20 protein-coding genes are annotated in these 25,082 nt (G+C 66.9%); 17 read left to right on the top strand and 3 right to left on the bottom strand.

Annotation, left to right across the window (positions count from 1 at the left end):
- Positions 1–2: 2 nt before the first annotated feature.
- Positions 3–1,271, bottom strand: a complete 1,269-nt coding sequence (locus J7520_RS15375) for a hypothetical protein (protein WP_291189941.1) — start codon at positions 1,269–1,271, stop codon at positions 3–5.
- A 166-nt stretch (positions 1,272–1,437) separates the two neighbouring features.
- On the opposite strand from J7520_RS15375, the gene J7520_RS15370 reads away from it, so the two are divergent.
- The 4 genes from J7520_RS15370 (at position 1,438) to J7520_RS15355 (ending at position 5,306) form a co-directional block, all read left to right on the top strand.
- Positions 1,438–2,343 (top strand): 2OG-Fe(II) oxygenase, encoded by a 906-nt coding sequence (locus tag J7520_RS15370; protein WP_291189938.1) that lies wholly within the window; start codon positions 1,438–1,440, stop codon positions 2,341–2,343.
- 71 nt (positions 2,344–2,414) lie between these two features.
- Complete coding sequence (locus tag J7520_RS15365) at positions 2,415–3,350, top strand: nucleoside hydrolase (RefSeq protein WP_291189935.1); 936 nt, start codon at positions 2,415–2,417, stop codon at positions 3,348–3,350.
- A gap of 104 nt (positions 3,351–3,454) precedes the next feature.
- Positions 3,455–3,697 carry a type B 50S ribosomal protein L31 gene (locus tag J7520_RS15360; RefSeq protein WP_291189933.1) on the top strand — a complete coding sequence of 81 codons (243 nt, stop codon included), beginning with the start codon at positions 3,455–3,457 and terminating at the stop codon, positions 3,695–3,697.
- Between the two features lie 316 nt (positions 3,698–4,013).
- Positions 4,014–5,306 (top strand): citrate synthase, encoded by a 1,293-nt coding sequence (locus J7520_RS15355; RefSeq protein WP_291189930.1) that lies wholly within the window; start codon positions 4,014–4,016, stop codon positions 5,304–5,306.
- A 54-nt stretch (positions 5,307–5,360) separates the two neighbouring features.
- On the opposite strand, the gene J7520_RS15350 is transcribed toward J7520_RS15355, so the two are convergent.
- Positions 5,361–5,984 (bottom strand): hypothetical protein, encoded by a 624-nt coding sequence (locus J7520_RS15350; RefSeq protein WP_291189927.1) that lies wholly within the window; start codon positions 5,982–5,984, stop codon positions 5,361–5,363.
- 1 nt (position 5,985) lies between these two features.
- A complete protein-coding gene (locus tag J7520_RS15345; RefSeq protein WP_291189925.1) occupies positions 5,986–8,469 on the bottom strand; it encodes a penicillin-binding protein 1A in 2,484 nt (827 codons plus the stop codon).
- Positions 8,470–8,709: 240 nt separating this feature from the next.
- Here J7520_RS15345 and J7520_RS15340 point away from each other — a divergent pair, with 240 nt between their 5' ends.
- From J7520_RS15340 to J7520_RS15280, 13 genes are all read left to right on the top strand, one after another.
- A complete protein-coding gene (locus J7520_RS15340; protein WP_291189922.1) occupies positions 8,710–9,768 on the top strand; it encodes a pilus assembly protein PilM in 1,059 nt (352 codons plus the stop codon).
- Entirely contained in the window at positions 9,768–10,526 is a 759-nt protein-coding gene (locus tag J7520_RS15335; protein ID WP_291189919.1) for a PilN domain-containing protein, read from the top strand. The genes J7520_RS15340 and J7520_RS15335 overlap by 1 nt, the downstream gene beginning before the upstream one ends.
- Positions 10,523–11,236 (top strand): type 4a pilus biogenesis protein PilO, encoded by a 714-nt coding sequence (gene pilO, locus J7520_RS15330; protein ID WP_291189917.1) that lies wholly within the window; start codon positions 10,523–10,525, stop codon positions 11,234–11,236. The genes J7520_RS15335 and pilO overlap by 4 nt, the downstream gene beginning before the upstream one ends.
- Before the next feature lies 1 nt (position 11,237).
- Positions 11,238–11,765 (top strand): pilus assembly protein PilP, encoded by a 528-nt coding sequence (locus J7520_RS15325; protein WP_291189914.1) that lies wholly within the window; start codon positions 11,238–11,240, stop codon positions 11,763–11,765.
- 24 nt (positions 11,766–11,789) lie between these two features.
- Positions 11,790–14,054 (top strand): type IV pilus secretin PilQ, encoded by a 2,265-nt coding sequence (pilQ, locus tag J7520_RS15320; protein ID WP_291189912.1) that lies wholly within the window; start codon positions 11,790–11,792, stop codon positions 14,052–14,054.
- Positions 14,055–14,126: 72 nt separating this feature from the next.
- A complete protein-coding gene (locus J7520_RS15315; protein ID WP_291189909.1) occupies positions 14,127–16,448 on the top strand; it encodes a hypothetical protein in 2,322 nt (773 codons plus the stop codon).
- A 115-nt stretch (positions 16,449–16,563) separates the two neighbouring features.
- Complete coding sequence (locus J7520_RS15310) at positions 16,564–17,724, top strand: EAL domain-containing protein (RefSeq protein ID WP_291189906.1); 1,161 nt, start codon at positions 16,564–16,566, stop codon at positions 17,722–17,724.
- Between the two features lie 124 nt (positions 17,725–17,848).
- Positions 17,849–18,835: a MoxR family ATPase gene (locus J7520_RS15305; RefSeq protein ID WP_291189903.1), complete on the top strand. Its 987-nt coding sequence runs from the start codon at positions 17,849–17,851 to the stop codon at positions 18,833–18,835.
- A 99-nt stretch (positions 18,836–18,934) separates the two neighbouring features.
- Positions 18,935–19,870 (top strand): DUF58 domain-containing protein, encoded by a 936-nt coding sequence (locus J7520_RS15300; protein WP_291189900.1) that lies wholly within the window; start codon positions 18,935–18,937, stop codon positions 19,868–19,870.
- Complete coding sequence (locus J7520_RS15295; RefSeq protein WP_291189897.1) at positions 19,867–20,382, top strand: DUF4381 domain-containing protein; 516 nt, start codon at positions 19,867–19,869, stop codon at positions 20,380–20,382. Before J7520_RS15300 ends, J7520_RS15295 begins: the two co-directional genes overlap by 4 nt.
- Positions 20,375–21,379 (top strand): VWA domain-containing protein, encoded by a 1,005-nt coding sequence (locus J7520_RS15290; protein WP_291189894.1) that lies wholly within the window; start codon positions 20,375–20,377, stop codon positions 21,377–21,379. The genes J7520_RS15295 and J7520_RS15290 overlap by 8 nt, the downstream gene beginning before the upstream one ends.
- Positions 21,376–23,298, top strand: coding sequence for a tetratricopeptide repeat protein (locus J7520_RS15285; protein ID WP_291189891.1), 1,923 nt, complete (start codon positions 21,376–21,378; stop codon positions 23,296–23,298). The genes J7520_RS15290 and J7520_RS15285 overlap by 4 nt, the downstream gene beginning before the upstream one ends.
- Positions 23,299–23,303: 5 nt before the next feature.
- A complete protein-coding gene (locus J7520_RS15280) occupies positions 23,304–25,001 on the top strand; it encodes a BatD family protein (protein ID WP_291189888.1) in 1,698 nt (565 codons plus the stop codon).
- Positions 25,002–25,082: the final 81 nt, after the last annotated feature.

The raw sequence follows: 25,082 nt of genomic DNA, 5'->3' as shown, positions 1-25,082 counted from the left end.
CTTCAAGGCCGATTCGGCGGTCGATCCGGTCCGGTTCGCGGTTCGTCGAAAGGCGGGAAGCCCCACTCGTACAGCCGCCGCAGACGTTCGAGCGCGACGTCCGGCTGGTCGAAATAGATTTCCGCCAGCAAGGACCGGTCGACCTGCGGATAGGAGTCGCGAATGGTCCGCGCCATCGACTCGGTCCTGGTCGCCACGCCGCCGGCCTTCTTGACCATGTGCAGCGCGTTGACGACGGCGAACAGCGCGATCGTCCAGACGAAGATCCTGGCCGCCGCAGGAACGCGTGTCGCCGCGGTCAATGCACAACCGACCAGGCCGGCCCAGCCGAGCCAGAACGTCGACGAGAAGCTGACGTAGCGGGTGACGAAGGCGTGGTCCGCGCCGAACGGCGCGGCGCGACCGAATGCCGTCAGGCCGGCGGCGACGATCGCGAAGACGAACAAGCCGAGCCAAGGCAGGCTGTCGCGCCGCAGGCGCAGCGACCACGCGGCCGCGACTCCGGAGATCAGTCCGGCGAAGGCGAGCCACGGCGCGAGCGGTGTGGCGAAGCGAGCGATTCCGCCGCCGAGAAAGTTCAGGACGTAAAGCAGCAGGGAGAGCGGGGTAGCGACGTCGTTCACCGCCGGAGCGGCGGGATACAGCCAGGCGATCGCGATGCCTCCGGCCAGCCACGGCAGCGACGCCGCACAACGCTTCCGGAGGGACCAGTCCTTGCGCAACGAAATCAGCAACACGGCGGTCGGAACGAGGGCGAGTGCGGTCGCGAAACTGGCGAGGGCGAGCAAGGTGGCGGCGGCTGCCGCGAGCAGGCCCGAAGCGGACAATTGCGGCCGGGTCAGGCAACGGATGGTCGCGATGGTGCCGAACAGGCAGAGGAAGACGGCCACTTGCCAGCCCCATTGCAGATTCGCCAGGTGCCCGGGGAACAAGGCCAGCAGGACGATCAGCAAGGTGAGGGCGAACCCGCGACGCGTCGACACGTCGACACTGTCGCGTGCGAGACGCATCGCGATGGCGGCGTAGCCGAGCAGCAACAACCAGCTCGCCGCGCCGTCCAGCCAGGGGTGGCCCTGCGAGAGGCAGGTCGTGACCAGCAGGACCGCATAGGCGGCGGTGTGGACGTGGCCGCCGTGGATGTGCAGGAAGATCGAGTCGGCGAGCGCGCCGTCGTTCCACGCCGCGTAGATCGGAACGAGGTCGAGGTGGTCCCACAGCATCATCGGGATCTGCCACCGCAGCGTGAGCAGCAGAAGGGCGGCAGCGAGCAAGACGAAGGCGGCGCGGGAAGCAGATCGGAAGGTAGGCATCGGGGGCGAGGTTCTGAGCCACGCCATTTTCGATGTTTCGACGATGGAAGTCCCGCTGCCGCGCGATATCATGAATCGGCGCGAGGCCGTCGCGGCATCATCGCTTTCCAGGGTCGAATTCACCGGCATGCTCAATCCACTCGTGTTACAGGAGCGCGCGTCGCTGCGCGAGCGCTTCACGCAGGCCAAGCCGTTCCGCCACGTCGTCATCGACGACTTCCTCGACGCGGATTTCGCCCGTCGTCTGCTCGCCGAGTTTCCTTCGTTCGAACAGGGCAACAGCGCCGGCGACGACGGCCGTCACGGCGGGAAATCCACCGTGGAGCGCGTGCGTGCCCTGGGTCCGGCTTACGCCGAGCTGGATACGACGATCCGCCGGCGCGACTTCCTCGACGTCGTCGGCGAGATCACCGGCATCGAACACCTGCTCTACGATCCGTTCTATCTCGGCGGCGGCACGCACGAGAACCGGCACGGGCAGACGCTGCACGCCCACATCGACTTCAACTACCACCCGAGCGAGCGCTGGCACCGGCGGCTGAACCTCATCGTCTACCTCAATCCGCGATGGGAGGCGGAGTGGGGCGGCAACATCGAGTTCTTCCGCGATCCGTACGAGGACGGTTATCCCGCCGTCAGCGTCGTGCCGACGTTCAATCGCTGCGTGATCTTCGAGACGACCGAAAACAGCTGGCACGGCTTCGACAAGATCCGCCTGCCGGCCGATTCGGCGCAGCTGTCGCGCAAATCCGTCGCGCTGTATTTCTACACGAAGACCCGGCCGGCGCACGAGATCGCAGGTCGGCACACGACGCACTACGTCAATCGGCAGCTCGACGAGCAGCGCTTTCGCGCCGGCCATGTGCTGTCGGATGCGGACATTGCCGAGCTGCGCGAGGCGGTCGGCAACCGCGACAACCAGCTCCGATATCTCTATCAGGAAAACGCCCGTCTGCTGCAGGCGACCGACGCCGGGGCATGGGGCATGCTGTCGTATCTGCTGAAGCGGTTCTACGTGCGCTACAAGCGCTGAGTGCCGCTCGGCCGAAAGCAGGCCGGCCGTAGCGGCTATGATGCGCGGCCGCGCATGCGTAAGGAGAGCTCGTGGCTTTTCCCCTATTGATCGATACCGATCCGGGCGTCGACGACGCACTCGCGATCCTGATGGCCCATCGCGGCGCCGACGTCGTCGGACTCAGCATCGCCGCCGGTAACGTCGGATTGGCGCATACCGTCGCCAATGCGCTGAAGCTGGTCGAGGTGATCGGTGCCGAGACGCCAGTGTTCGCCGGCTGCCCGGTGCCGCTGGTATGGCCGGCGGAGGACGCCGGTTTCGTGCACGGTGCGGACGGTTTCGGCGACACAGGCTATTTCCCTTCGGCGCGACGCGTGGCCGACGAGCACGCGGCCAACGCAATCCTGCGCTTGTCGCGCGAGCACGCCGGCAAGCTCGTCCTGGTCGCCCTGGCGCCGTTGACGAACCTCGCCCTGGCGTTGCGGCTGGACCCGCAGCTACCGTCGCGCGTCGCGCGTCTGGTCGTCATGGGCGGCGCCGTGACCGGTCGCGGCAATACGCATCTGGTGCCGGCCGAATTCAACATCGGTTTCGATCCGGAGGCGGCGCAGGTGGTGTTCTCCGCGTGGCCGGAGTTCGATCTGGTCGATTGGGAGGCCTGCGTGCGCCACGCGATGGATTTCGCCTGGTTCGACCGCAGCGTCGCCGCCAGCGACGCGCGCGGGCAGTTCTACGCGGCGATCTCGCGCAAGGCGCGGTTGTTCAACGAGGGGCACGGGCGCCGGCACGGCATGGTCGTCGCCGATGCGCTGGCGATGGCGGTGGCGCTCGATCCGTCCATCGTGCGCAAGGCCGAACGGCGTCACGTCGGCATCGAGCTGACCGGCGCGGCCACGCGCGGCGCGACCGTGGTCGATTGGGAAGGGCGGCTGTGTCGGCCGGCCAATGCGCGCATCGTGCTCGAGGTCGATCAGGAACGCTTCCAGGCCGTGGTGGCCGATGCGCTGGGGGTCCCGGCCGGTTGAATGGGCCTGCGGAGGAGCGAAGGCCGTATGCGCTTGCCTTGATTTTCCGGGGCGGGTTATACTGCCGCTCTTATATTATCGCCGCCCAGCCCGCGGAGCATCCCATGAAAGCCGACATCCATCCGAACTACAAGCCGGTCGTGTTCCAGGACATCTCCAGCGATTTCTCGTTCCTGACGCAGTCGACGATGACCAGCAAGGAAACGATCAAGTGGGAGGACGGCCAGGAATATCCGCTGATCAAGGTGGAAATTTCCAGCCACTCGCACCCGTTCTTCACCGGCAAGCAGAAGATCGTCGATACCGCCGGTCGCGTCGACAAGTTCCGTCGCCGCTACGCGAAGTAAGACCGGAAGGGCTCCTCCCGAGACGGCGTGGACTGACGCAGGTTCGGGATTCCGCTTCCGCTTCAACCGATATCGCTTCGAACGCCGGCCGTCGTGCCGGCGTTCGTCGTTTCCGCCGCCCGAACGCGCAGATGAACGATGCGTCATCCGCCGCTTCCGCGGCGCTCCGGAGCTTGATTCGCGGCCCCGGCGCACGCACCTGCTGCCATGCAATAATTGTGTGTTGACCGCGGCGTAGCATCGGCGGTCGCATTCGCATGTTCTGCCCCCGTCGCACGTTCCAGTGCGCGGGCGGCCCGCAGCCAGGAGTACGCCCATGTCCGACAAAACCGTCCAGCTCACCGACCCCGCCACGAACAAGAGCGCCGCATTGCCGGTGGTGAGCGGCACGCTCGGCGATCCGGCGTTCGACATCGGCAAGCTCAACAAGGAAACCGGCTATTTCACGTTCGACCCCGGTTTCATGTCGACCGCTGCGACGCGCAGCGCGATCACCTTCATCGACGGCGACGCGGGCGTTCTGATGTACCGGGGCTACCCGATCGAGCAGCTCGCCAAGCAGTCGAGCTTCCTCGAAGTGGCGTATCTGCTGATCAACGGCGAACTGCCCGACCAGGGCCAGTTCTCCGCCTTCGAGCACGAAGTCACGCATCACACGATGATGCACGAGGCGCTGAAGAACTTCCTGCACGGTTTCCACTACGACGCGCATCCGATGGCGATGCTGTGCGCGTCGATCGCGTCGCTGTCGGCGTTCTATCACGACACGCTCGACATGAACGATCCGGAGCAGCGCCGCCTAGCCGCGATCCGCCTGATCGCCAAGATGCCGACGATCGCCGCGGCCGCGTACCGCTACTCGATCGGCTGGCCGATCCGCTATCCGCGCAACAATCTCGAATACGTCACGCGCTTCCTGCACATGATGTTCGAAGTGCCGAGCGAGCCGCTGCAGCTGTCGCCGGTAGCGGCGAAGGCGCTCGACCTCCTGTTCATCCTGCACGCCGACCACGAGCAGAACGCGAGCACTTCGACCGTGCGTCTGGTCGGCTCGACCGGCGCGAATCCGTACGCCTGCGTCGCTGCCGGCATCGCCGCACTGTGGGGGCCGGCGCACGGCGGCGCCAACGAGGCCGTGCTGAAGATGCTGGGCGAAATCGGCGATGCGAAGAACGTCGGCAAGGCGATCGAGAAGGCGAAGGACAAGAACTCCGGCTTCCGCCTGATGGGCTTCGGCCATCGTGTCTACAAGAACTTCGATCCGCGCGCGACGATCATCCGCGAGATGTGCCACAAGGTGCTGGCTGATCTCAACGTCAGCGATCCTCTGCTCGACGTCGCGATGGAGCTCGAACAGGCCGCGCTGAAGGATTCGTACTTCGTCGAGCGCAAGCTGTACCCGAACGTCGACTTCTATTCCGGCATCATCTACAAGGCGCTGAAGGTGCCGACCGAGATGTTCACCGTGATGTTCGCGATCGCGCGCACTGCCGGCTGGGTCGCGCATTGGCTCGAACAGCACCTCGATCCGGAGACCAAGATCGGCCGTCCGCGCCAGATCTATACCGGCTCGATCAAGCGCGACTACGTCGCGATCGACAAGCGCTGATCGAGATACGCGTGAGTGGCAAGCCGCCGAACGGTGAGCTTGCCGCGGACGTGCCTAGGGCTCTTCCAGCAATGCGTCGAGCGTGGCTTGCGTTGCGCGCTGCATCGGCTTCTCGCTGATGCGGTCGAGCGGAGCCTGGCGCAGCAGATCGTACGGCAGCACGGTCAGATCGACCGCCGTGTCGTCGGCGCTGAACAGCAGGACCGGAAAGTCCTGCGCGGTGTCGCGGTCGATGCGCAGGCGCCGCGTCTGCGCTTCGAACGGAATGCCGCGTTCGTGCAGCAGCGCTTCGACCTCGTAGGACTGATCCGAGTACAGGTGCAGGCAGACGGCCGAATGCTCGTCGGCCGTGCCTTCGAGCACGGCACCCACCAGGCGTGGCTCGAACGGCGCGAAGAAACGCATCGCCTCGCGAGCGACCTCGCGCAGACGGCGCAGGCTCGTCGCCTGATCCTCGGCGTGGAACAGACGTTGATGCTCGCGCAGCGCGTCCTCGATCTCGCGATTGTTCGGCAGGTTGATCTCGTCGAACAGACCCAACCGCTCGGCCGCCTTGCGCTTGGCCTGCCCGTAGTCGCGCAGACCTCCTTCGCTGATCAGGCGCGCGGCTTCGACCGCGATGCGCCGGCGTTGCTCGTTCGTGCGGATCTGCGCGTGACTGCCGTGACGCCCGCTCATCTCAGAACACGTCGTAGGCCGGCTGCTCGTTGTCGGCGTCTTCCGTCGGCGGCGGCCGTTCGGCCAAGCGCGTGGCGTCCTCGGTCTTCATGACTTCCAGGATCGCGCTGCCGTCACCGGCGCCGGCGAGATAGCCGCTGGCCGGGTCGATACGCACGCGGGTGACGCCGGGCGGCATGTCGAACGGCTGTTCCGGCACGTCCTTCAGCGCGGTGCGCATGAAGTCGATCCAGATCGGCAGCGCGGCCTTGGCGCCGAATTCGCCGCGGCCGAGCGAGCTGAAGTCGTCGAAGCCGACCCAGCAGCTGACCGCGAGCTGTGAGTTGAAGCCGGTGAACCAGGCGTCGCGGTGGTCGTTGGTCGTCCCGGTCTTGCCGGCGAGATCGTTGCGCTTGAGCACCATCGCGGCCGAGCCGGTGCCGCGCTTCACGACGTCGCGCATCAGCGAAGCGACCAGATAGGCGTTGCGCGGGTCGATCGCGCGCGGCGCCAGATGCGGCTTGCCGGGAGCGGCCGGCGTGGTGGTCGCATGCGCGCTGCCGATCGGATTCAGCGCATCGGCGGCAGACGCTTGCGGCGGCGATGGCGTGCTCGGAGTCGACGAATCGGCGAGCTGACGTTCGGCGCAGCTCGCGCACGCGACGCCGGGATCGGCGCGGTAAACGATCTGTCCGTCGCGGTCGGCGATCTCGCTGATGTAGTACGGGTCGACCAGGTAGCCGCCGTTGGCGAACACCGCGAAGCCGCGCGCCATTGCCAGCGGCGCGACCGCAGCGGTGCCGAGCGCCATCGAGAGGTTCGGCGGGATCTGGTCGGGGCTTAAGCCGAAGCGGGTGATGTACTCGCGGGCGTAGCGCACGCCGATCGCGTCGAGCAGGCGTACCGAGACCAGGTTGACCGACTTGACCAGGGCTTCGCGCAGGCGGATCGGCCCGCGGAAGCTGTCGTCGTCGTTCTTCGGCGTCCACACGCCGTCCGGCTTGGACGGGTCCGGGAACGACACCGGCGCATCGTTGAGCACCGAGGCCGGAGTGAAGCCGTGATCGAAGGCGGCCGAATACAGGAACGGCTTGAAGCCGGAACCGGGCTGGCGCGCGCTCTGCGTCGCGCGGTTGAACTTGCTGCGCAGGAAGCTGAAGCCGCCGACCATGCTCTCGATCGCGCCGTCCTCGGGATTCAGCGCGACGATCGCCGCTTCCACCGTGGGAATCTGCGCGAGCTTCCAGTTGCCTTCGTTGTCGAGCTGCACGCGCACGACGTCGCCGCGCTTGAGCACGTCGGAAACGCTCTTCGGCGCGGCGCCGCGGCGATCCTCGTCGATGCGCGGGCGCGCCCACTCGATCGCCCCGAGCGCGAGGGAGACGGCCTGGCCGTCGGCGAGCTGCAAGGTCGCGTGATCCTTGGCCGACTCGGTGACCAGCGCCGGCACCAGCCCGGCGATCGTCCGGAAATCGGAAAGCGCCTGGTCCCATTGCTCGCGCGCCGCGTCCGCGGCGAGGTCGACGTGGCCTTCCGCGCCGCGCCAGCCGTGGCGACGGTCGTAGGTCGTCAGGGCCTCGCGCAGCGCGCGATTGGCGGCTTCCTGGTTGGCCGAATTCAGGGTCGTCTTGACCACATAGCCGTCGGTCAGTGCGTTGTTGCCGAGCCGCTCGATCGCTTCCTGGCGCACCAGCTCGGCGAAATACGGCGCGTCGACCTCGACCGGCGCTTCGTGTGCCTGCGCGAGGTCGGTTTCCTTCATCGCGGCGTCGTAGTCGGCCTGGCTGATGAAACGGTTCTCGAGCATGCGGCCCAGCACGTAGCCGCGGCGTTCCAGCGCGCGTTGCGGGCGGCTCAGCGGATTGCCGGTGGACGGGAATTTCGGGATCGAGGCGAGCATCGCGCACTCGGCCAGATCGAGCTGGTCGAGAGACTTGCCGTAGTAGAACTCGGCTGCGGCGGCGATGCCGTAGGAGCGATGACCGAAGAAGGCCTTGTTGAGGTAGAGCTCGAGGATTTCGTCCTTGCTGAGCGCGCTTTCGATGCGGAAGGCGAGGAAGATTTCCGACACCTTGCGCGTGTAGCTGACTTCCGGGCTGAGGAAGAACATGCGCGCGACCTGCTGCGTGATCGTGCTGCCGCCGGCGACGTGCTTGCTGCCGGTGCTCAGCGTCAACCAGACCGCGCGCGCGATGCCGCCGATGTCGATGCCGCGATGGGTGTAGAAGTCGGCGTCTTCGGCGGCGAGGAAGGCGAGCTTCAAGCGTTCGGGGACGTCCTGGATGCGCACCGGGGTGCGCTTGGTCTCGCCGAAGGTTGCAATCAGCTTGTCGTCGGCGGACTTGATCCTGAGCGGCACCTGCAGGCGCACGTCCTTGAGCGTCTCGACGGAAGGCAGGCGCGGCGCGATCAGCCAATAGGCGGTGCCTACCGCCAGTCCGCCGAGGAGGACGCCGGCCAGCACCAGATACAGCGCATAGCGCAGCAGGCGGAGGAATAGGGTCATTGCAGGGTTAAGAACTTGTGATGCCAGTCAAGGTACGTGCGCGAAGGACCAGAGTATAGATTGTCTGTCGCCCGCCGGGACCGGCCCGGAAGGGTCGCGGGGACCGGATTCCAGAAGAAAGCCACTGATTCCACTCGTCTTTGCCATTTGTGACGGTGGTCGTTGAAAAGTCGTTAACACTTGTATCTAATGTGGCGGCGCATCTTTCGCTCGTAAGGGCGCGTGGGAAAGGGGAAAAGTGTGGGCCTGTTCACACCGAAAGCGCCGTCGCTGATCGGCGTCGATATCAGCTCGACTGCCGTCAAGTTGCTCCAGCTCGGCCAAGTCGGTCAGCGCTACCGCGTCGAACACTACGCCGTCGAGCCGCTGCCGCCGAATGCCGTCGTCGAGAAGAACATCGTCGAGGTCGAAGCCGTCGGTGAGGCGATCCGGCGCGCGCTGAACCGTTCCGGCGCCAAGACCAAGTTCGCCGCGGCCGCCGTCGCCGGGTCCGCCGTCATCACCAAGATGATCCCGATGCCGGCCGACCTGTCCGAGGACGACATGGAGGCGCAGATCCAGGTCGAGGCCAACCAGTACATCCCGTATCCGATCGAGGAAGTCAGCCTCGATTTCGAGGTGGTCGGCCCGATCAAGGACAACCCGGACATGGTCAACGTGCTGTTGGCCGCCTCGCGTACTGAAAACGTCGAGTTGCGCGTCGCCGCGCTCGATCTCGGCGGGCTCGGCGCGAAGATCATGGACGTCGAGGCGTTCGCGATGGAGAACGCGTTCCGCCTGATCGCCGACCAGCTCGCAGTGCCGAAGGATGCCGTCGTCGCGGTGGTCGACGTCGGCGCCACGATGACCACCCTGATCGTCCTGAAGAACCAGCGCACGATCTATTCGCGCGAACAGGTGTTCGGCGGCAAGCAACTGACCGACGAGGTCATGCGCCGCTACGGTCTCAGCTACGAGGAAGCCGGTCTGGCCAAGCGCCAGGGCGGCCTGCCCGAATCCTACGAGATCGAGGTGCTGGAGCCATTCAAGGAGGCGATGGTCCAGCAGATCAGTCGCCTGCTGCAGTTCTTCTTCGCCGGCAGCGAATACAGCCGCGTCGACCAGGTCGTCCTCGCCGGCGGCTGCGCTTCGATCGGCGGCGTGGCTGCAATGGTCGAGGAGCATCTCGGCGTACCCTGCGTGGTCGCCAATCCGCTCGCCAACATGTCGCTGTCCACCCGCGTGCAGGCGCAGACGCTGGCGCAGGACGCACCGGCGCTGATGATCGCCTGCGGGCTCGCGCTGCGGAGTTTCGACTGATGGCCAAGATCAACCTACTGCCTTGGCGCAACGACCGCCGCAAGCTGCGCGAGCGCGAGTTCTACATGATGCTGCTCATGACCGCGGTGGCGGCGTTCGCCGTGCTGTTCGCCGCGATCTACTGGATGAGCCATCTGATCGACAACCAGACCGAGCGCAATACGTATCTGCAGGGCGAGATCAAAGGGCTCGAGAAGAAGATCGAGGAGATCAAAGAGCTCGACAAGACGCGCTCGCAGCTTCTGACGCGCAAGGAAATCATCGAGCAACTGCAGTCGAATCGCTCGCAGATGGTGCATCTGTTCGACGAAATGGTGAAGACCATTCCGGACGGTGCGCGTTTGTCGTCGATGAAGCAGGTCGGCAGCACCTTGACGCTCGAAGGTCTGGCCGAGTCGAACGCGCGCGTTGCGACCTACATGCGCAACATCGACGTTTCGCCGTGGATGGGCCGCAGCGATTTGCGCAAGACCGAGAACAAGGCCAATGCCAAGGATGCGGACAAGAAACTGCCGTACCTGTTCTCGCTCGACGTCAAGCTGCGCAAGCCGGAGGACATGCAGGGTGACGGGCAGGGCACGGACCCGGCCAAGCAGCCGCCGGCACCACCGGCACCGCAGGCAGAAGAAAAGAAGCCGGCCGATCTCGGTGCCCAGCTCGACAGCGCCGCTGCCAAGCTGATGAACAAGCCGGCGCCGCCGGCCGACAACGCAGCCAAGCAGGCGCCGACGTCTCCGGCCGCGGGAGACAAGAAATGAGCTTCCTCGACGATCTGCGCAATCTCGATCGCCACAACGTCGGCGGCTGGCCCAAGTCGGTCAAGGTGTTCTTCGCCACGATCATCGTCGTGCTGATCCTGTTCTTCGGCTGGTATCTGCAGATCAGCGGCCAGCAGGAGGAGCTCGAAAACCTGCGCAGAAAAGAAGTCACGTTGAAGAAGGACTTCAGCGACAAGCAAGCCAAGGTCGTCAACTTGGAGGCCTATCGCAAGCAGCTCGACGACATGAAGGAGATGCTGCAGACGATGTTGCGGCAGCTCCCGAGCAAGACGGAGATGCCGGACCTGCTCAACGACATTTCCGACGCCGCGCTCGGCGCGGGCATCGAAACCCAGCTGTTCCAGCCCGGCGCCGAAGTCATGAAAGATTTCTACGCCGAGAAGCCGATCCAGCTGAAGATGCTCGGCACTTACCATCAATTCGGCAACTTCATCAGTAGCGTCGCCGCCCTGCCGCGTGTGGTGATCCTGACCATGCACGACGTTTCGCTGCGTCCTGCCGCCCCGGCGCAAGGCGCTCCGGCGAAGGGAGTCGGGCCCGAGCAGTTGATGCTCGAAGGCACGGTGAAGACGTACCGCTATCTCGACGACGAAGAAGCGGCGGCGGTTCAGCGCGCGGCGGAAGCGGCGAAGCCTGGAGCCAAAGCTCCAGCCAAACCGGCTGCCAAGCCGGCGGCGGGAGAACATTGAGATGAAGGCCTTCCAGTTCGTGTCTCGGGCGGGTTTGGTCGCAGTCGTCATTGCCGGTGTCGCCGCCTGCGCGCCGACCGATGATTTGCGCCAATGGGTCGCGCAGGAAAAGGCAAAGAAAGGCGCGCCCTTGACGCCGTTGCCAGTCATCAAGACATTCGAGACGTTCGTCTACAACGACAAGGACCGGCGCAATCCTTTCGAACTCAGCGCCGAAGAACAGGAGCAGGCAGCGATCAGCGGACCGCAGCCGGATCCGAATCGTCCGCGCGAGCCGCTCGAGGCGTTTCCGCTCGACGGCTTGAAAATGTCCGGCACGCTGGGGCTGGCGAAGTCGATGGAAGGCTTGATACGCGATCCGGACGGCGTCGTCCATCGCGTGCGGGTCGGCAACTATCTCGGGCAGAACTACGGCCGCATCAGCGCCATCGCCGAGGATCGGATCGACCTGGTCGAGCTGATTCCGAACGGCGGAGGCGGCTGGATGGAGCGTGCGGCGACGATTGCTTTGGGCGACGGCAAGCAGTAGCGATCCAACGGGGGAATCAATCAGATGAGCACGACAGTCACGACAAAGCCCGCGTCCGGATCGGTCCACGCGTTACGACCTTGGATGCTTCGCATCGCGGCCCTGTTCGGGTTTGCGCTCGCCGGCGCTGCGCAGGCGGAAAACGTCCTCGAAGACGTCAGCTACACGGCCCTGCCCGGCGGCAAGGTCGAGTTGTCGCTGAAGTTCGCCCAGCCGGTCGGCGCGCCGCAGGTGTTCTCGACCGAGACGCCGCCGAGCATCGCGCTGGATTTTCCCGACACACGCAATGGTCTCAGCAAGCGCCGCATCGACATCGGCGCCGGCGCAACGTCCGCGGTATCGGCCATCGAGGCGGCCGGACGCACACGCGTCGTCGTCGATCTGTTCCGCGTTGCCGGTTACGACACGCGTACCAACGGCAACACCCTGGTCGTCGCCATCAACAATGGTTTGATCGGCAGCACCAGCGCCGCCGCGGCCGCAGGCAAGGCCGATCCGACCAAGACCGTGCGCGCCGCGAATGAAATCGAAGTGTCCAATGTCGATTTTCGCCGTGGCAAGAACGGGGAAGGTCGGGTGGTCGTCAGCTTCAGCGGTTCCGGTGCCGGCGTGAATCTGAAGCGTGAAGGCGGCACGATCCTGCTCGATCTGGTCAATGTGAAGCTGCCGCCGGCGCAAGCGAAGAAACTCGACGTGCTGGACTTTGCGACGCCCGTGCAGTCGATCAGCACGAGTTCGCGCGGCAGCGGCACGAGGATGGAAATCGTCGCCAAGCAGCCGTTCGAGCAGTCGGCCTACCAGACCGGCAACGAGTACGTCGTCGAAGTCGCGCCGAAGAAGGACGATCCCAAACTCAAAGGCCGCAATGCCGAGCCCGAGTACAACGGCAGCCGCGTCACCTTCAATTTCCAGGACATCCCGGCGCGTTCGGTGTTGCAGCTGATCGCCGACGTGTCCGATCTCAACATCGTCGTCGCCGACAGCGTGCAGGGCAACGTCACGCTGCGTTTGATCAACGTTCCGTGGGATCAGGCCCTCGACATCGTGCTGCAGGCCAAGGGACTCGACAAGCGCAAGCGCGGCAACGTGATCTGGGTCGCGCCGCAGAAGGAGATTGCCGAACGCGAAGAGGCGATCGCGGATGCGCGTTTGAAGATGGAAGACAAAGAAGCGCTGGTCTCCGATTTCATTCCGATCAGCTATGGCAAGGCGAAGGACATTGCTGCGTTGCTCACCAAAGAAGCGCAGACGAACCAGGCTGGCGGTGCCACCGCGGGCCAGGGCCAGCAGAATGCGCAGCGAGGATTCCTGTCCACACGCGGCAGTGTGACCTTCGACGACCGTACCAACACTCTGCTGGTCAGCGACATTCCGTCCAAGATTCAGGAAATTCGTCAGCTCGTCGCAGTGCTCGACCGCCCGGTACAGCAGGTATTGATCGAATCGCGGATCGTCATTGCAACGGACAGCTTCGCGCGAGAGCTCGGCGTCAAGTTCGGCGTCAACGCGGCGCGCACCGATCGCAACGGCAACGTCGTGGTGACAGGCGGAAACTCTGCCGGTACCGACTACATGGTGGATCAGGCTTTCGCAGGGCGCGTCGATCGCGGCCGTCCGTATCCGATCTATCCGCCGGGTCTGGATGGAGGCCGCGTCACTCAGACCGGCAACAAGTTGGACAATCGCTACAACGTGAACCTGCCGGTGACCACTCCGGCCGGCAGCTTCGGTCTGGCGATTCTCGGCGCCGACTATCTGCTCGATCTGGAATTGTCGGCGGCGCAAACCGAAGGGCGCGGTGAAGTCATCTCGAGCCCGCGCGTGATCACCGCGAACCAGCAGGAAGCCGACATCAAGCAAGGCCAGGAAGTCGGCTACGTCACCTATCAGAACTCCGGTGCCGGCGGTCTCGGCACGGCGACGGTGCAATTCAAGGAAGCCGTCCTCGAGCTCAAGGTCACGCCGACGATCACCGCGGACGACCGCGTCGTGCTGAACCTCAACGTCAAGAAGGATGCGATCGCAGGTTTCGTCGACAACCCCGGCGGCGGCCGTGTGCCGACGCTGGACAAGCGTGAAATCAGCACGGAAGTCCTGGTCGACAACGGTCAAACCGTGGTGCTCGGCGGCGTCTACGAGGTCAACAAGTCCGATGGATTGACGAAAGTGCCGCTGTTCGGTGACCTGCCGGTCCTCGGAAACCTGTTCAAGAAGACTACGCGCAGCGACACCAAGGCGGAGCTGTTGATTTTCGTGACGCCCCGCATTCTGAGCGACAGTCTGAAATGATCCTTCGCCCTCGGTCTTCCGACGGCATGTGCAATCCAAGCGCACCCTGAACTGCAGTCCTGGAGAATCTCAATGAAAGTGTTTGGCAAGACCCTTGGGTTGCTGCTCGTCAGCCTTGCGCTGACCAGCTGCGGCGGCGGTGGCAGTGACGGCGGCACGTTCTCGCAGCCGCAGAGCGGTTCGATCACGCTGACCGCGGACCGCACCAGCCTGCCGTTGAATGCGGGAAGCACGCCGCCTGCAATCGGCTCGCCGTACATGGCGACGGTGAGCGTCGCGTTCCGCAACGCGAATGGCACCTTGATGGCGCCGCGTGGCGATGGAACGTTCACGATCGACAATCCGAATATCGCCACGATCTCGATTCCGGACGATCCGTCGACCGAGGACATCAATGAGTTCACGCAGCGATATGCCTCGATCCCGCTGACTCTCAACAATGGGTCGGCCACGATCTTCGTGACGTCCTGGGTCACCGCCGGAACCGCAACACTCACGGCCTCCGCCCAGGACCCGGAAACCGGGAACACGGTGACGAGAACCCTGGCGATCAACGTCACCTCCGGCGTCGGCCCGCAGCCGGCGACGGTCGCGTTGTCCGCAGCTCCGGCCAACGTCTACCTGCCGAGCTCCGGCGGCAACAACAGTTCTTCGATCAACGCGATGGTCAGGGACGGCGGCGGACAGTTCGTCTCCGACCCGGCCGGCGGCAACAACGGCTACGACAACGTCAAGTTCGAGCTCGTCGGAGAAACCGGCGACGCGATCCTCAGCAGCAATTCGGTGTCCGGCCCCGCGTCCGGCAAGTCGGTGATGTCGCACACGGTGAGCGGTGTGGCCGTCGCCTCGTTCCAGGCCGGCAGCGCGACCCCGCAGGGCTCGCTGCAGATCCGCGCAACGGTCGATCGCGCCGACAACAACGTGACCAACGGCATCCAGGATCCGATCACTTCGACGACTTCGGTCATCGTTTCCGACGGCAAGCTCTACAGCCTCGAGCTGACGTCGCCGGTCTTCGCGCCGAACCTGCCGGGCATCACGATCAATTCGGTCTCCGGCAATGTCGGTACCAACGGCGACACGCAGATTCCTCCGGACCCGGATGCGACGCTGACGCTGACGATCACCGCGCTGGCCAAGGATCGCCAGGGCAATCCTCCGCTCCCGGGCACGCCGGTTCGCTTCGGCCTGGTCGACCAGCCGGTAGGTGCGCCGGGAACGCCGAACGACAACCGGTTCCTGCTTTCCGGTACCGACGGCAATCCGCTGGAAGGCGGAACCTTGTTCACCGCGCCGACCGGCCGCTTTACCACGGCGGGCGTGAACGGCGCGAATGCCGGTGACGCGCTGCTCGTCTTCGGCCGCGCGGTGGAAGGCAACTCGGACCTCGAGAGCGCAGTGACCGTGACGTCGGTCAACAGCGCGACCAGCCTCAACGTGACGCCGGCCTTCAACAACAACTACCGCAACGACGCGCCGATCGACACCGGCTCGGTCCTGCCGTACCTGATCGGCCGTGCGATGCACGGCAACATCACCACCAGCGCGACGACCGATGAAAAGGGCATCGTCCATGCGGAGCTGACCTACACCGTCAACACGGTCGGCAATGCGATGGCGGTGTGGGCCCAGGGCGACGGCATCGACCGCGTGAACAACGGGCCGCGCCGTGTCACGGCTGCCGGTACGCTGGTCTATCCGGGCGTCGCGCCGGCGACGATCTCGGCCTCGCCCGATCCGATCCTCGGCGACACCACCGATCACGTCACCGTCTGCGTCGCCGATGCGCTCGGCATTCCGCTGCGCGGCCTGGAAGTGTCGTTCGAGTTCGACCTCGCCGCGGGTACGGGTTCCGTCGACGGCCAGAGCGGCAACGGCAGCTTCTCGAGCCTCACCGGCGTCAACGGCTGCGCGACCGGTACCGTCGTCACGACCGGCGTGCCGGCCACACCGGCGGATGGCCCGAACAGCAAGTTGAACCTGTCCGCTGCCGGTCAGACCACCAGCGTCGGCATCGCGGTGCAGGTGGCCACCCTGCAGGTCTCGCCGAACTCCGTCTCGGTGCCGGCCGCGGGCATCACCAAGTCGATCACGGTGACGGCGCGGACCGCCGACGGCGTCCTGGTGCCGGGCGCGGTGATCACGGGAACCTGCAGCGCCTCGGGCGGTTCCGGCGCCGCGATCACGTTGTCGCCTGACACCGCGACGACCAACACCTCCGGAGCGGCCGATTTCTCGGCGGAAGCGAGCGGGTTCGTCGCGGACGACAACATCGGATTGGGCAGCGGACAGTGCGTGTTCGCCAGCGAAGGCTCCGCCAGCGCGACGGTCAAGTTCAGCGGTGTTCCGCGTAGCTGCGGCGACAGCCCGCGGCCGCCGAACTGCGGACCGTAACCGCATCCGACCTCGAAGGGCCGCAGCGATGCGGCCCTTCTTTTTTGTGTAGGATGGCCGGACGCCGCACCGGCCGGCGACATCGGCGCCGGAGCAGATTCGGGGGAATCTCGGCGTGCAGTCCTACAGCGAGCGCTACCGGACCGGCGACATCCTGTTCGCCGAAGGCGATCCCCCGCGCGGCGCGTTCCTGATCGAATCCGGACGGGTCGAAATCAGCACCACGCAATTCGGCGAGCGTCGCGTACTGGCCGAACTCGGCCCGGGCATGTTGCTCGGCGAGATGTCGGTGATCGACGAATCGCCGCGCACCACCACCGCCCGCGCGCTGACGGATTGCATGCTGACGCGCATCGACGCGGACCAGTTCGCCGACCGCCTCGCCGCCGCCGACCCCATCGTCCGCGCCTTACTGATGAGCCAGCTGACGCGCTACCGCACGATGCTGGCGACGTTGAGCGGCCATGCGGCGGTCGTTCGCGGCGACAGTGCGATGTCGGCCGGCGACGCCTTCGCGCTCGACAAGATCCGCCTCGAAAGCGAGCTGCGCACGGCACTCGAACGCAAGGAGCTCGAAGTGCGCCTGCAGCCGATCGAGGAGATCATCAGCGGCCGCATCGCCGGCTACGAAGCGTTGGTGCGCTGGTCACACCCGCAGCGCGGCGCGGTGTCGCCGAGCGAGTTCATCCGTCTGGCCGAGGAAACCTCGTTGATCCTGCCGGTCGGAGACTACGTGCTGGTGCGCGTCTGCGAGATGCTGGCCGAGCTGCGCCGGAGCGGCCGCGAGCCGCTGCCGTTCATCGCGCTGAACCTGTCCGCGCGGCAACTCGAGGACGACGGCCTGGTGGAACGCATCCTCGCGCAGTTGCGCGAGCGCGAGCTGCCGCCGGATCGGCTCAAGCTCGAGATCACCGAGAGCCTGGTGCTCGATCACCCCCGGGTCACCGCGCTGATGGCGCGCTGCCACGCGGTCGGGATGCGTGTCGCGCTCGACGATTTCGGCACCGGATATTCCAATCTCGGCGCACTGTTGGCACTGGACTTCGACCAGATCAAGCTCGACGGCCGCTTCGTCAGAGCGCTCGGCATGCAGCGTGGCGCGGCTCTGGTCGGCGTCGTCGTCGCGATGGCACGTGCGCTCGGTTGCGATCTCGTCGCCGAGGGCGTGGAGACGCGCGAGCAGCGCGAAATCCTGCATCGGCTCGGCTGCCAGTACGCGCAGGGCTGGCTGGTCGGCAAGCCGCTGGCCTGGACGGAAGTTCTGAACAAAAACTGAGGGCTGGTCGGCAATTCCGTACGCCGGCCCGGTCGATGCACACGGGCGCGCAACTTATCGCCTGCGTCACGGTCCCAAGGCGCGCACCTCGGCGTGCGATCATTAGCGGAACGCCACGATCTCCATGGACATGCCTACACCTGCGACGGCTTCGGCCGCCTTCATCGCGCTGCGCAACGAACTCGGTCAATGCATCATTGGCCAGGAAGCCCTGATCGACCGCCTGCTGATCGCCCTGCTCGCCGACGGCCATCTGCTGGTCGAGGGGGCGCCGGGTCTGGCCAAGACCACCGCCATCAAGGAACTTGCGGCGCGCATCGAAGCCGATTTCCACCGCGTCCAGTTCACCCCCGACCTGTTGCCGGCCGACCTCACCGGCACCGAAATCTATCGCCCGCAGACGACCGCGTTCGAATTCCAACGCGGACCGATCTTCCACAACCTGATCCTCGCCGACGAAGTCAATCGCGCTCCGGCCAAGGTGCAGTCGGCCCTGCTCGAGGCGATGGGCGAACGCCAGGTCACGGTCGGCCGCGACACCTACGCGCTGCCGAAGCTGTTCCTGGTGATGGCGACGCAGAACCCGATCGAGCAGGAAGGCACCTATCCGCTGCCCGAAGCGCAGCTCGACCGTTTCCTGCTGCACGTGCGCGTCGACTACCCGAAGGCCGCCGCGGAAGCGGCGATCCTCAAGCTCGCCCGCGAACGCGCGCGCGAAGCGCTGACCGCTCCGCCGGCCCCGCTGCGTCTGTTGTCTCAGCAACAGGTGTTCGCCGCGCGCAGCGAAGTGCTCGGCCTGCACCTGGCGCCGCCGCTGGAGGAGTACCTGGTGCAGCTGGTGCTGGCGACGCGCGACCCGTCCGCGTACGGCGCCGAGCTCGCCCGGTACGTCGCCTTCGGCGCGAGTCCGCGGGCGACCATCGCGCTGGATCGCTGTGCGCGGGCGCACGCCTGGCTCGCCGGGCGCGATTTCGTGACGCCGGAGGACGTGCACGCCATCGCCCCCGACGTGCTGCGCCACCGCGTGCTGCTCAGCTACGAGGCCGAGGCCGAGGGCGTCAGCGCGGACAAGATCGTTGCGCTGCTGCTCGAACGCGTGCCGCTGCCCTAATCGGGTCGCGGCCGGGCGTCGGGATTCGCAGCGGAGCGGTCGATGGATTGCGCATTCGTGGTGAATACCGATTCTCGGATCATGGACTGAAGACGTTCGATGGCTTCCTCCGTCAACAACAACGGCACCCGCGTCGCGCTCGACGAGCTGATCTCGCTCGCCGCGCTCGCGCACGGCGCCAGTCTCGCGCGCAGTCGGCGTAGCCCGGCCCTGCGCGCCGGAGGCAATACCTCGCGCTGGCGCGGCCGCGGCGTCGATTTCCGCGAATCGCGCGTCTACCAGCCCGGCGACGAGATCCGTCACATGGATTGGCGGGTCACCGCGCGCAGCGGCAAGCCGCATACCAAACTGTTCGAGGAGGAGCGCGAGCAGGGCCTGCTGCTGGCGCTCGACCTCAATCCCGGCATGCGCTTCGGTACGCGTGTCCGTTTCAAGAGCGTGCAGGCCGCGCGCGCTGCCGCGCTGCTCGCCTGGATGGCCTCGGCCGGAGGCGACCGCGTCGGCGCGCTCGGCTTCGGCGGTGGCGTCGACGGCGAGGTCAAGCCGGCTGGAGGACGGCGCGGCGTGCTGCGTGTGCTGCGCGCGATTCGCGACTGGGACGCGGCCGCCGACTCCGCGACGCAGGAGCCGTTGTCGCGCGCGCTGTCGCGCGTGCGCCGCCTGCTGCGACCGGGCATGCGGCTGGTCCTGCTGACCGACGGCTTCAGCACCGACGCGGAAGCCGCGCAACTGATGTCGCAGCTGGCCGGTCGTCACGACATCGCGGTCGTCGTACTGCGCGATGCGCTGGAACTCCACGCGCCGCCGCCGGGTCGCTACGCGCTGCATCTGGGCTCCGCCAAGCGCATCGTCGATTTCACCGACGCGCAGGTGCGCAATACCTGGACCGAACGCTTCGCCGCTTCGCGCGAACAACTGCGCACCCTGAGCACGAAGGTCGGCGTGCGCGTGCTCGAACTCGACGGCCATGCCGACCTGCGTCGCGCGCTCGGCCCGCTGCTCGCGCGCAGCCTGCATTCCCCGGTGGTCGCATGAACCCCGCCGCCGGCCCCGATCTGCGCGACATTCACCTGCCGCCGGCGCCGTCGTGGTGGCCGCCGGCGCCGGGCTGGTGGCTGCTCGCCTTGGTCGTCTGCGCATTGGCCTTCTTGCTCGTACGTTGGATGTTGCGTCGCGCGCGCGAGCGCCGCTGGCGCCGACAAGTGCAGGCCGAGCTCGAGCGCATCGCGATGACGCATGCGACGCTACCCGATCCGGTGCGGCTCGCCAGCGAAGTTTCGCAACTGCTGCGTCGCGCCTCGCGCCTGATCGAACCGCATGCGGTCGCGCTGCGCGACGAAGCATGGCTCGGTTTTCTCGACCAGCGTCTGCCGCCGGAACGGGCCGCACAGGCGCCGTTCCAGCGCGGTGCCGGACGTGCGCTGATCGACGCGCCGTATCGGCGCGCGGACGATCCGGCCACCGCCGCGCTCGACGCGCGCGCCTTGCTCGATCTCGCGCGCGACTGGCTCGCGCACGCGCTGCCGCGGAGGCCCGCGCGTGCTTGAACTCGCCTGGCCCTGGCTGTTCGCGCTGCTGCCGCTGCCGTTCGTCGCCGCGATGTTGCTGCCGCGCGCGCGCAGTCTGATCAGCGCGGCCCTGCATCTGCCGCACCTCGGTCTTGCGCTGCCGCAGCAGGCCGAGGGCTCGCGAGTACCGCACGCGCGCCGCTGGTTCGCGCTGCTCGCCTGGGCGCTGCTGGTGTTCGCGGCGGCGCGGCCGCAATGGCTCGGCGCGCCGGAGGACGTGCCGCGCTCGGGCCGCGACCTGCTGCTCGCGGTCGACACCTCGGGCAGCATGAGCATCGAGGACATGCAGCTCGGCGGTGCGCCGGTGCCGCGCTTTTCCGCGATCCAGGCGATCGCCTCGGACTTCGTGCAGCGACGCGAAGGCGACCGGGTCGGCTTGATCCTGTTCGGTTCGCGTGCCTATCTGATGGTGCCGCTGACCTTCGACCTGAAAACCGTCGGCACCCAGCTGATGGAGTCGGCGATCGGCCTCGCCGGGCGCGAGACGGCGATCGGCGACGCGATCGGCCTCGCGGTCAAGCGCCTGCGCGAGCGGCCGCAGCCGCAGCGCGTGGTGGTGCTGCTGACTGATGGCGTCAACACCGCCGGCGAGCTCGATCCGAAGAAGGCGACCGAACTCGCCGAAGCGAACCAGGTGCGCATCTACACGATCGGCATCGGCGCCGACTCGATGCGGGTCAGCAGCATGTTCGGCAGCCGTGTCGTCAATCCTTCCGCCGATCTCGACGAGAAGATGCTGACCGCGATGGCTGAGCAGACCGGGGGCCGCTACTTCCGCGCGCGCAACAGCGAGGAACTGGCCGACATCTACCGTACGATCGACAAGCTCGAACCCTCGGCGGACGTCAAGCAGAGCCTGCGTCCGGTCGACGAGCTGTACTGGATGCCGCTCGGCGGTGCGCTGGCATTCGGCGCGTTCGCGTTCCTGTTGCCGGCCTGGCGTGCGCGCGTCCTGCGCGGAGCGGCTTCGGTATGAGCGCGTTCGCCGAATTCCATTTCCTGCGTCCGCTCGCGCTGCTCCTGCTGCTGGCGCTGCCGTTGTTCTGGTTGGCCTGGCGCACCGCGCGCAGCGAGGCCGGAGCATGGCGTGCCGCGGTCGACGCGCATCTGCTGCCGCATCTGCTCGAACGCATCGACGGCGGACCGGGCCGCAGCGGCCTCGTGCTCGCGGCGTCGCTGTGGACGCTGGCCTGTCTCGCGTTGGCCGGCCCGGCCTGGGAACGCGAGCCAATGCCGCTGTACCACAACCAGGCCGCGCGCGTGCTCGCGCTCGAACTCAGCCCGACGATGTATGCGCAGGACGACAAGCCGAACCGGCTGGCGCGCGCGCGTTACAAGCTCGAAGACATCCTCACGCGCAGCCGCGACTATCAGACCGCCCTGGTCGGCTACGCCGGCGACGCGTTCGTCGCCGCGCCGTTGACCGACGACGTCGGTACCGTGCGCAACCTGATCGACGCGCTCGATCCGAGCACGATGCCTGCGCTCGGCAACGACACCGCGCGCGCGATCCAGGAGGGCGTGGATCTGATCACGCAGGCCGGCCTGCATCGCGGCGAGATCCTGCTGCTCGCCGACAGTGTCGGTTCCGGCGCCGTCGCCGCGGCGCGCAAGGCGCGCGAGAAAGGCGTCACCGTCTCCGTGCTCGGCATCGGCAGTACCGCCGGCGCGCCGGTGCCGCTGCCGCAGGGCGATTTCCTCAAGGACGACGGCGGCAACATGGTCGTCGCCAAGCTCGACGAGGCGGCTTTGCGCGCCGTCGCCGATGCCGGCGGCGGGCGTTACGCGCAGCTCAGCGCGGATGCGCACGATCTCGACGCTTTGTTGCCCGATCGGATCGATGCGCCGGCGGACTCGGACGCCAGCGGACACAAGGCGGAGAGTTCGCGTTGGCTCGACCGCGGTCCGTGGCTGCTGCTCGCCTTGCTGCCGCTGGCGCTGCTCGGTTTCCGTCGCGGCTGGCTGATGCTGCTGGTGCTGACCGTCGCTGCGCCGTCGCCGGCAGTGCGGGCGGCGTCGCTCACCGATCTGTGGCAACGGCCGGACCAGCAGGCCGCGCGCGCGCTCGAGCAGGGCGATGCGAAGCGCGCCGTCGATCTCGCGCGCACTCCGGAATGGCGCGGCAGCGCGGCCTATCGCGCCGGCGACTACGAATCGGCGCTGCGCGACTACGAGCAGACGCACGGGGCCGACGCGGCCTACAACCAGGGCAACGCGTTGGCCAAGCTCGGTCGCTACGACGAGGCGATCGCGGCCTACGACCGGGCGCTCGCGACCGCGCCGGACATGGCTGATGCGAAGGCGAACCGGCAGGCCGTCGAGGAATTCATCAAGCAGAAGCAGCAACAGGATCAGAACGACTCCTCGTCGCAGAACGATTCCGGCAAGGATTCCAAGCAGTCGCCGCAGGACGGCAAGCAGAATCCGCAGCAGAGCCCGCAAGACCAGAACAGCCAGCAGGGCGGGCAGGGCGACGAGTCGCAGCAGGATTCGCAGAAGCAAGGCGATCAGAAGCCCTCGTCCGAAGACCAGTCGCAACAAGGGGACGAATCGAAGCAGGACCAGGGCGACCAGTCGCAACAACCCAAACCCGGCGAGGGCGACGAGGAGCGCAAGCAAGGCGCGCAGCAGGAGCAGGCGCAGAAGCCCGATGCCGAGCAGCAGAAAGCCTTGTCGAAGCAGATCGATCAGGCGCTCGCCGACGATTCGAAGAAGGGCGACGAAAACGCGCAGCCGCAGCGCGGCATCGCGGAGGAAGACGACGCCACGCGCGAGAAGAAGCAGGCGCTCGAGCATTGGCTGCAGCGCGTGCCGGACGACCCGGGCGGCCTGCTGCGACGCAAGTTCCAGCTCGAATACCAGCGCCGCCAGCAACGCGGAGGAGACGAACCGTGAGACGGATGACACTGCTCCTGGCGACGTGGCTGCTCGTTTCGATGAACGTCTGGGCGGACGCACCGGCGGTGCGCGCCTGGCTCGATCGCGACACCGTGCAGCTCGGCGAAACGGTCACGTTGAACGTCGAGGCGCAGGCCGGCGTCGGCGCGCAACCGGATTTCTCCGTGCTGAAGCAGGATTTCAATCTGCTCGGCACGCAGTCGAGCCAGCAGATCAGCATCGTCAATGGCGTCAGCCAGTCGAAAACCCTGTGGGCGGTCGGGCTCGAACCGAAGCACGAAGGGCGCATCGCGATCGCGCCGCTCGCCGTCGGCAAGGCGGCGACCGAGCCGCTGCAGTTGACCGTGCTCGCGCAGCAGGCGAAGGCGCAGGGCAAGGCCGGCGACGACGTGTTCCTCGAGACCAATGCCGAGCCGCTGGCGCCGTACGTGCAGCAGCAGGTGCGTTACACGGTGAAGCTGTACTACGCCTTCGACCTGACCGACGGCAACCTCAGCGAGCCGCAGGCCGACGGCGTCTCCGTACAGCGGCTCGGCCAGGACAAGTCCTACATCGCCACGATCGGCGCACGCCGCTATCACGTCGTCGAGCGTCACTACGCGCTGACGCCGGAGCGCAGCGGCACGGTCGAGATCCCGCCGCTGAGTTTCCGCGGCAATGCGCTCGACGCCGGCGATCCGACCGGCTTCTTCAGTCGCGGCCGTGCGGTCGGCGCACGGTCCGACGCGGTGCAGTTGAACGTGAAGCCGAAGGCGGCTGAATGGGCAGACTCGGCCTGGCTGCCGGCCGCTTCGCTGCTGCTGAAGGACGAGAGCGAATTGCCGGGCGAAGTGCGCGTCGGCGATCCGGTCACGCGCACGATCCGTCTGCAGGCGCAGGGGCTCGGCTACGAGCAATTGCCCGAGCTCGCGTTGAGCGCGCCGGCGGGCGCCGAGATCTATCCGGACAAGACCGACACGCGCACGCGCGACGACGGCGAGTGGCTGTACGGCGAACGCGTGCGCAAGTTCGCCTTCGTGCCGAACCGGCCCGGCACGTTGACGATTCCGGGATTGAAGGTGCGCTGGTGGAACACCGAGCAGAACCGCGCCGAGACCGCGGAATTGCCGACGCACACGGTCAACGTGCTGCCGGCCGCAGGTGCCGCGGCGACACCGCCGGCGCCTTCGACGGGCAGTGCGCCTGCCGCATCGAGCGCCGCGCCGCCGGCGACCGCGGCATCGCCGAGTTCCGCGCTGCCGAGCCGATCCGGTTCCGTCCGGCCATGGCAGGCGCTGGCCGTTCTCGGCTTCGCGTTGTGGCTGGTGACCTTGGCATTGTGGTGGCGATCTCGTCGGCGCGCGGCGCCGGCGATGGCTGCGTCGCCGGCGACATCCGCCGATGGTTCGTCGCAGCGCGCCGCGTTCCTTCGCGCGTGTTCGCTCGGCGAGTTCGCCGGCGCCGAGCGCGCGTTGATCGCCTGGGCGCGCCGCGAGCGGGCCGACGTGCGCAATCTCGGCGAGCTGGCGACGCGGCTCGCCGATGCCGCGCAGCGCGAGGCGTTGGCGGATCTGCAGCGCACGCGCTACGCCGGCGCTTCGGCGCAAGGGCTCTCGACGCGATTGCAGACGGCGTTCAAGAACGGCCTGGTCTGGGCCGACGCGCGGGCACGGCGCGCGGCCGAGCCGGCGCTGCCGGCGCTGTATCCCGAGCATCCGTAGGGCGCGTCGAGAAGCGCCGACGGGCCGGCGGCGCAAAGTTGCGCCCGCCGAGCTCGCGCTAGACAGCGCCGCGCGGATTCG

The sequence above is a fragment of the Dokdonella sp. genome (genome assembly GCF_017744955.1).
In the GTDB taxonomy this organism is placed as follows: Bacteria; Pseudomonadota; Gammaproteobacteria; order Xanthomonadales; family Rhodanobacteraceae; genus Dokdonella_A.
The sequence above is the reverse complement of the archived record's forward strand: the minus strand, read 5'-3'. Positions and strand labels throughout refer to the sequence as shown.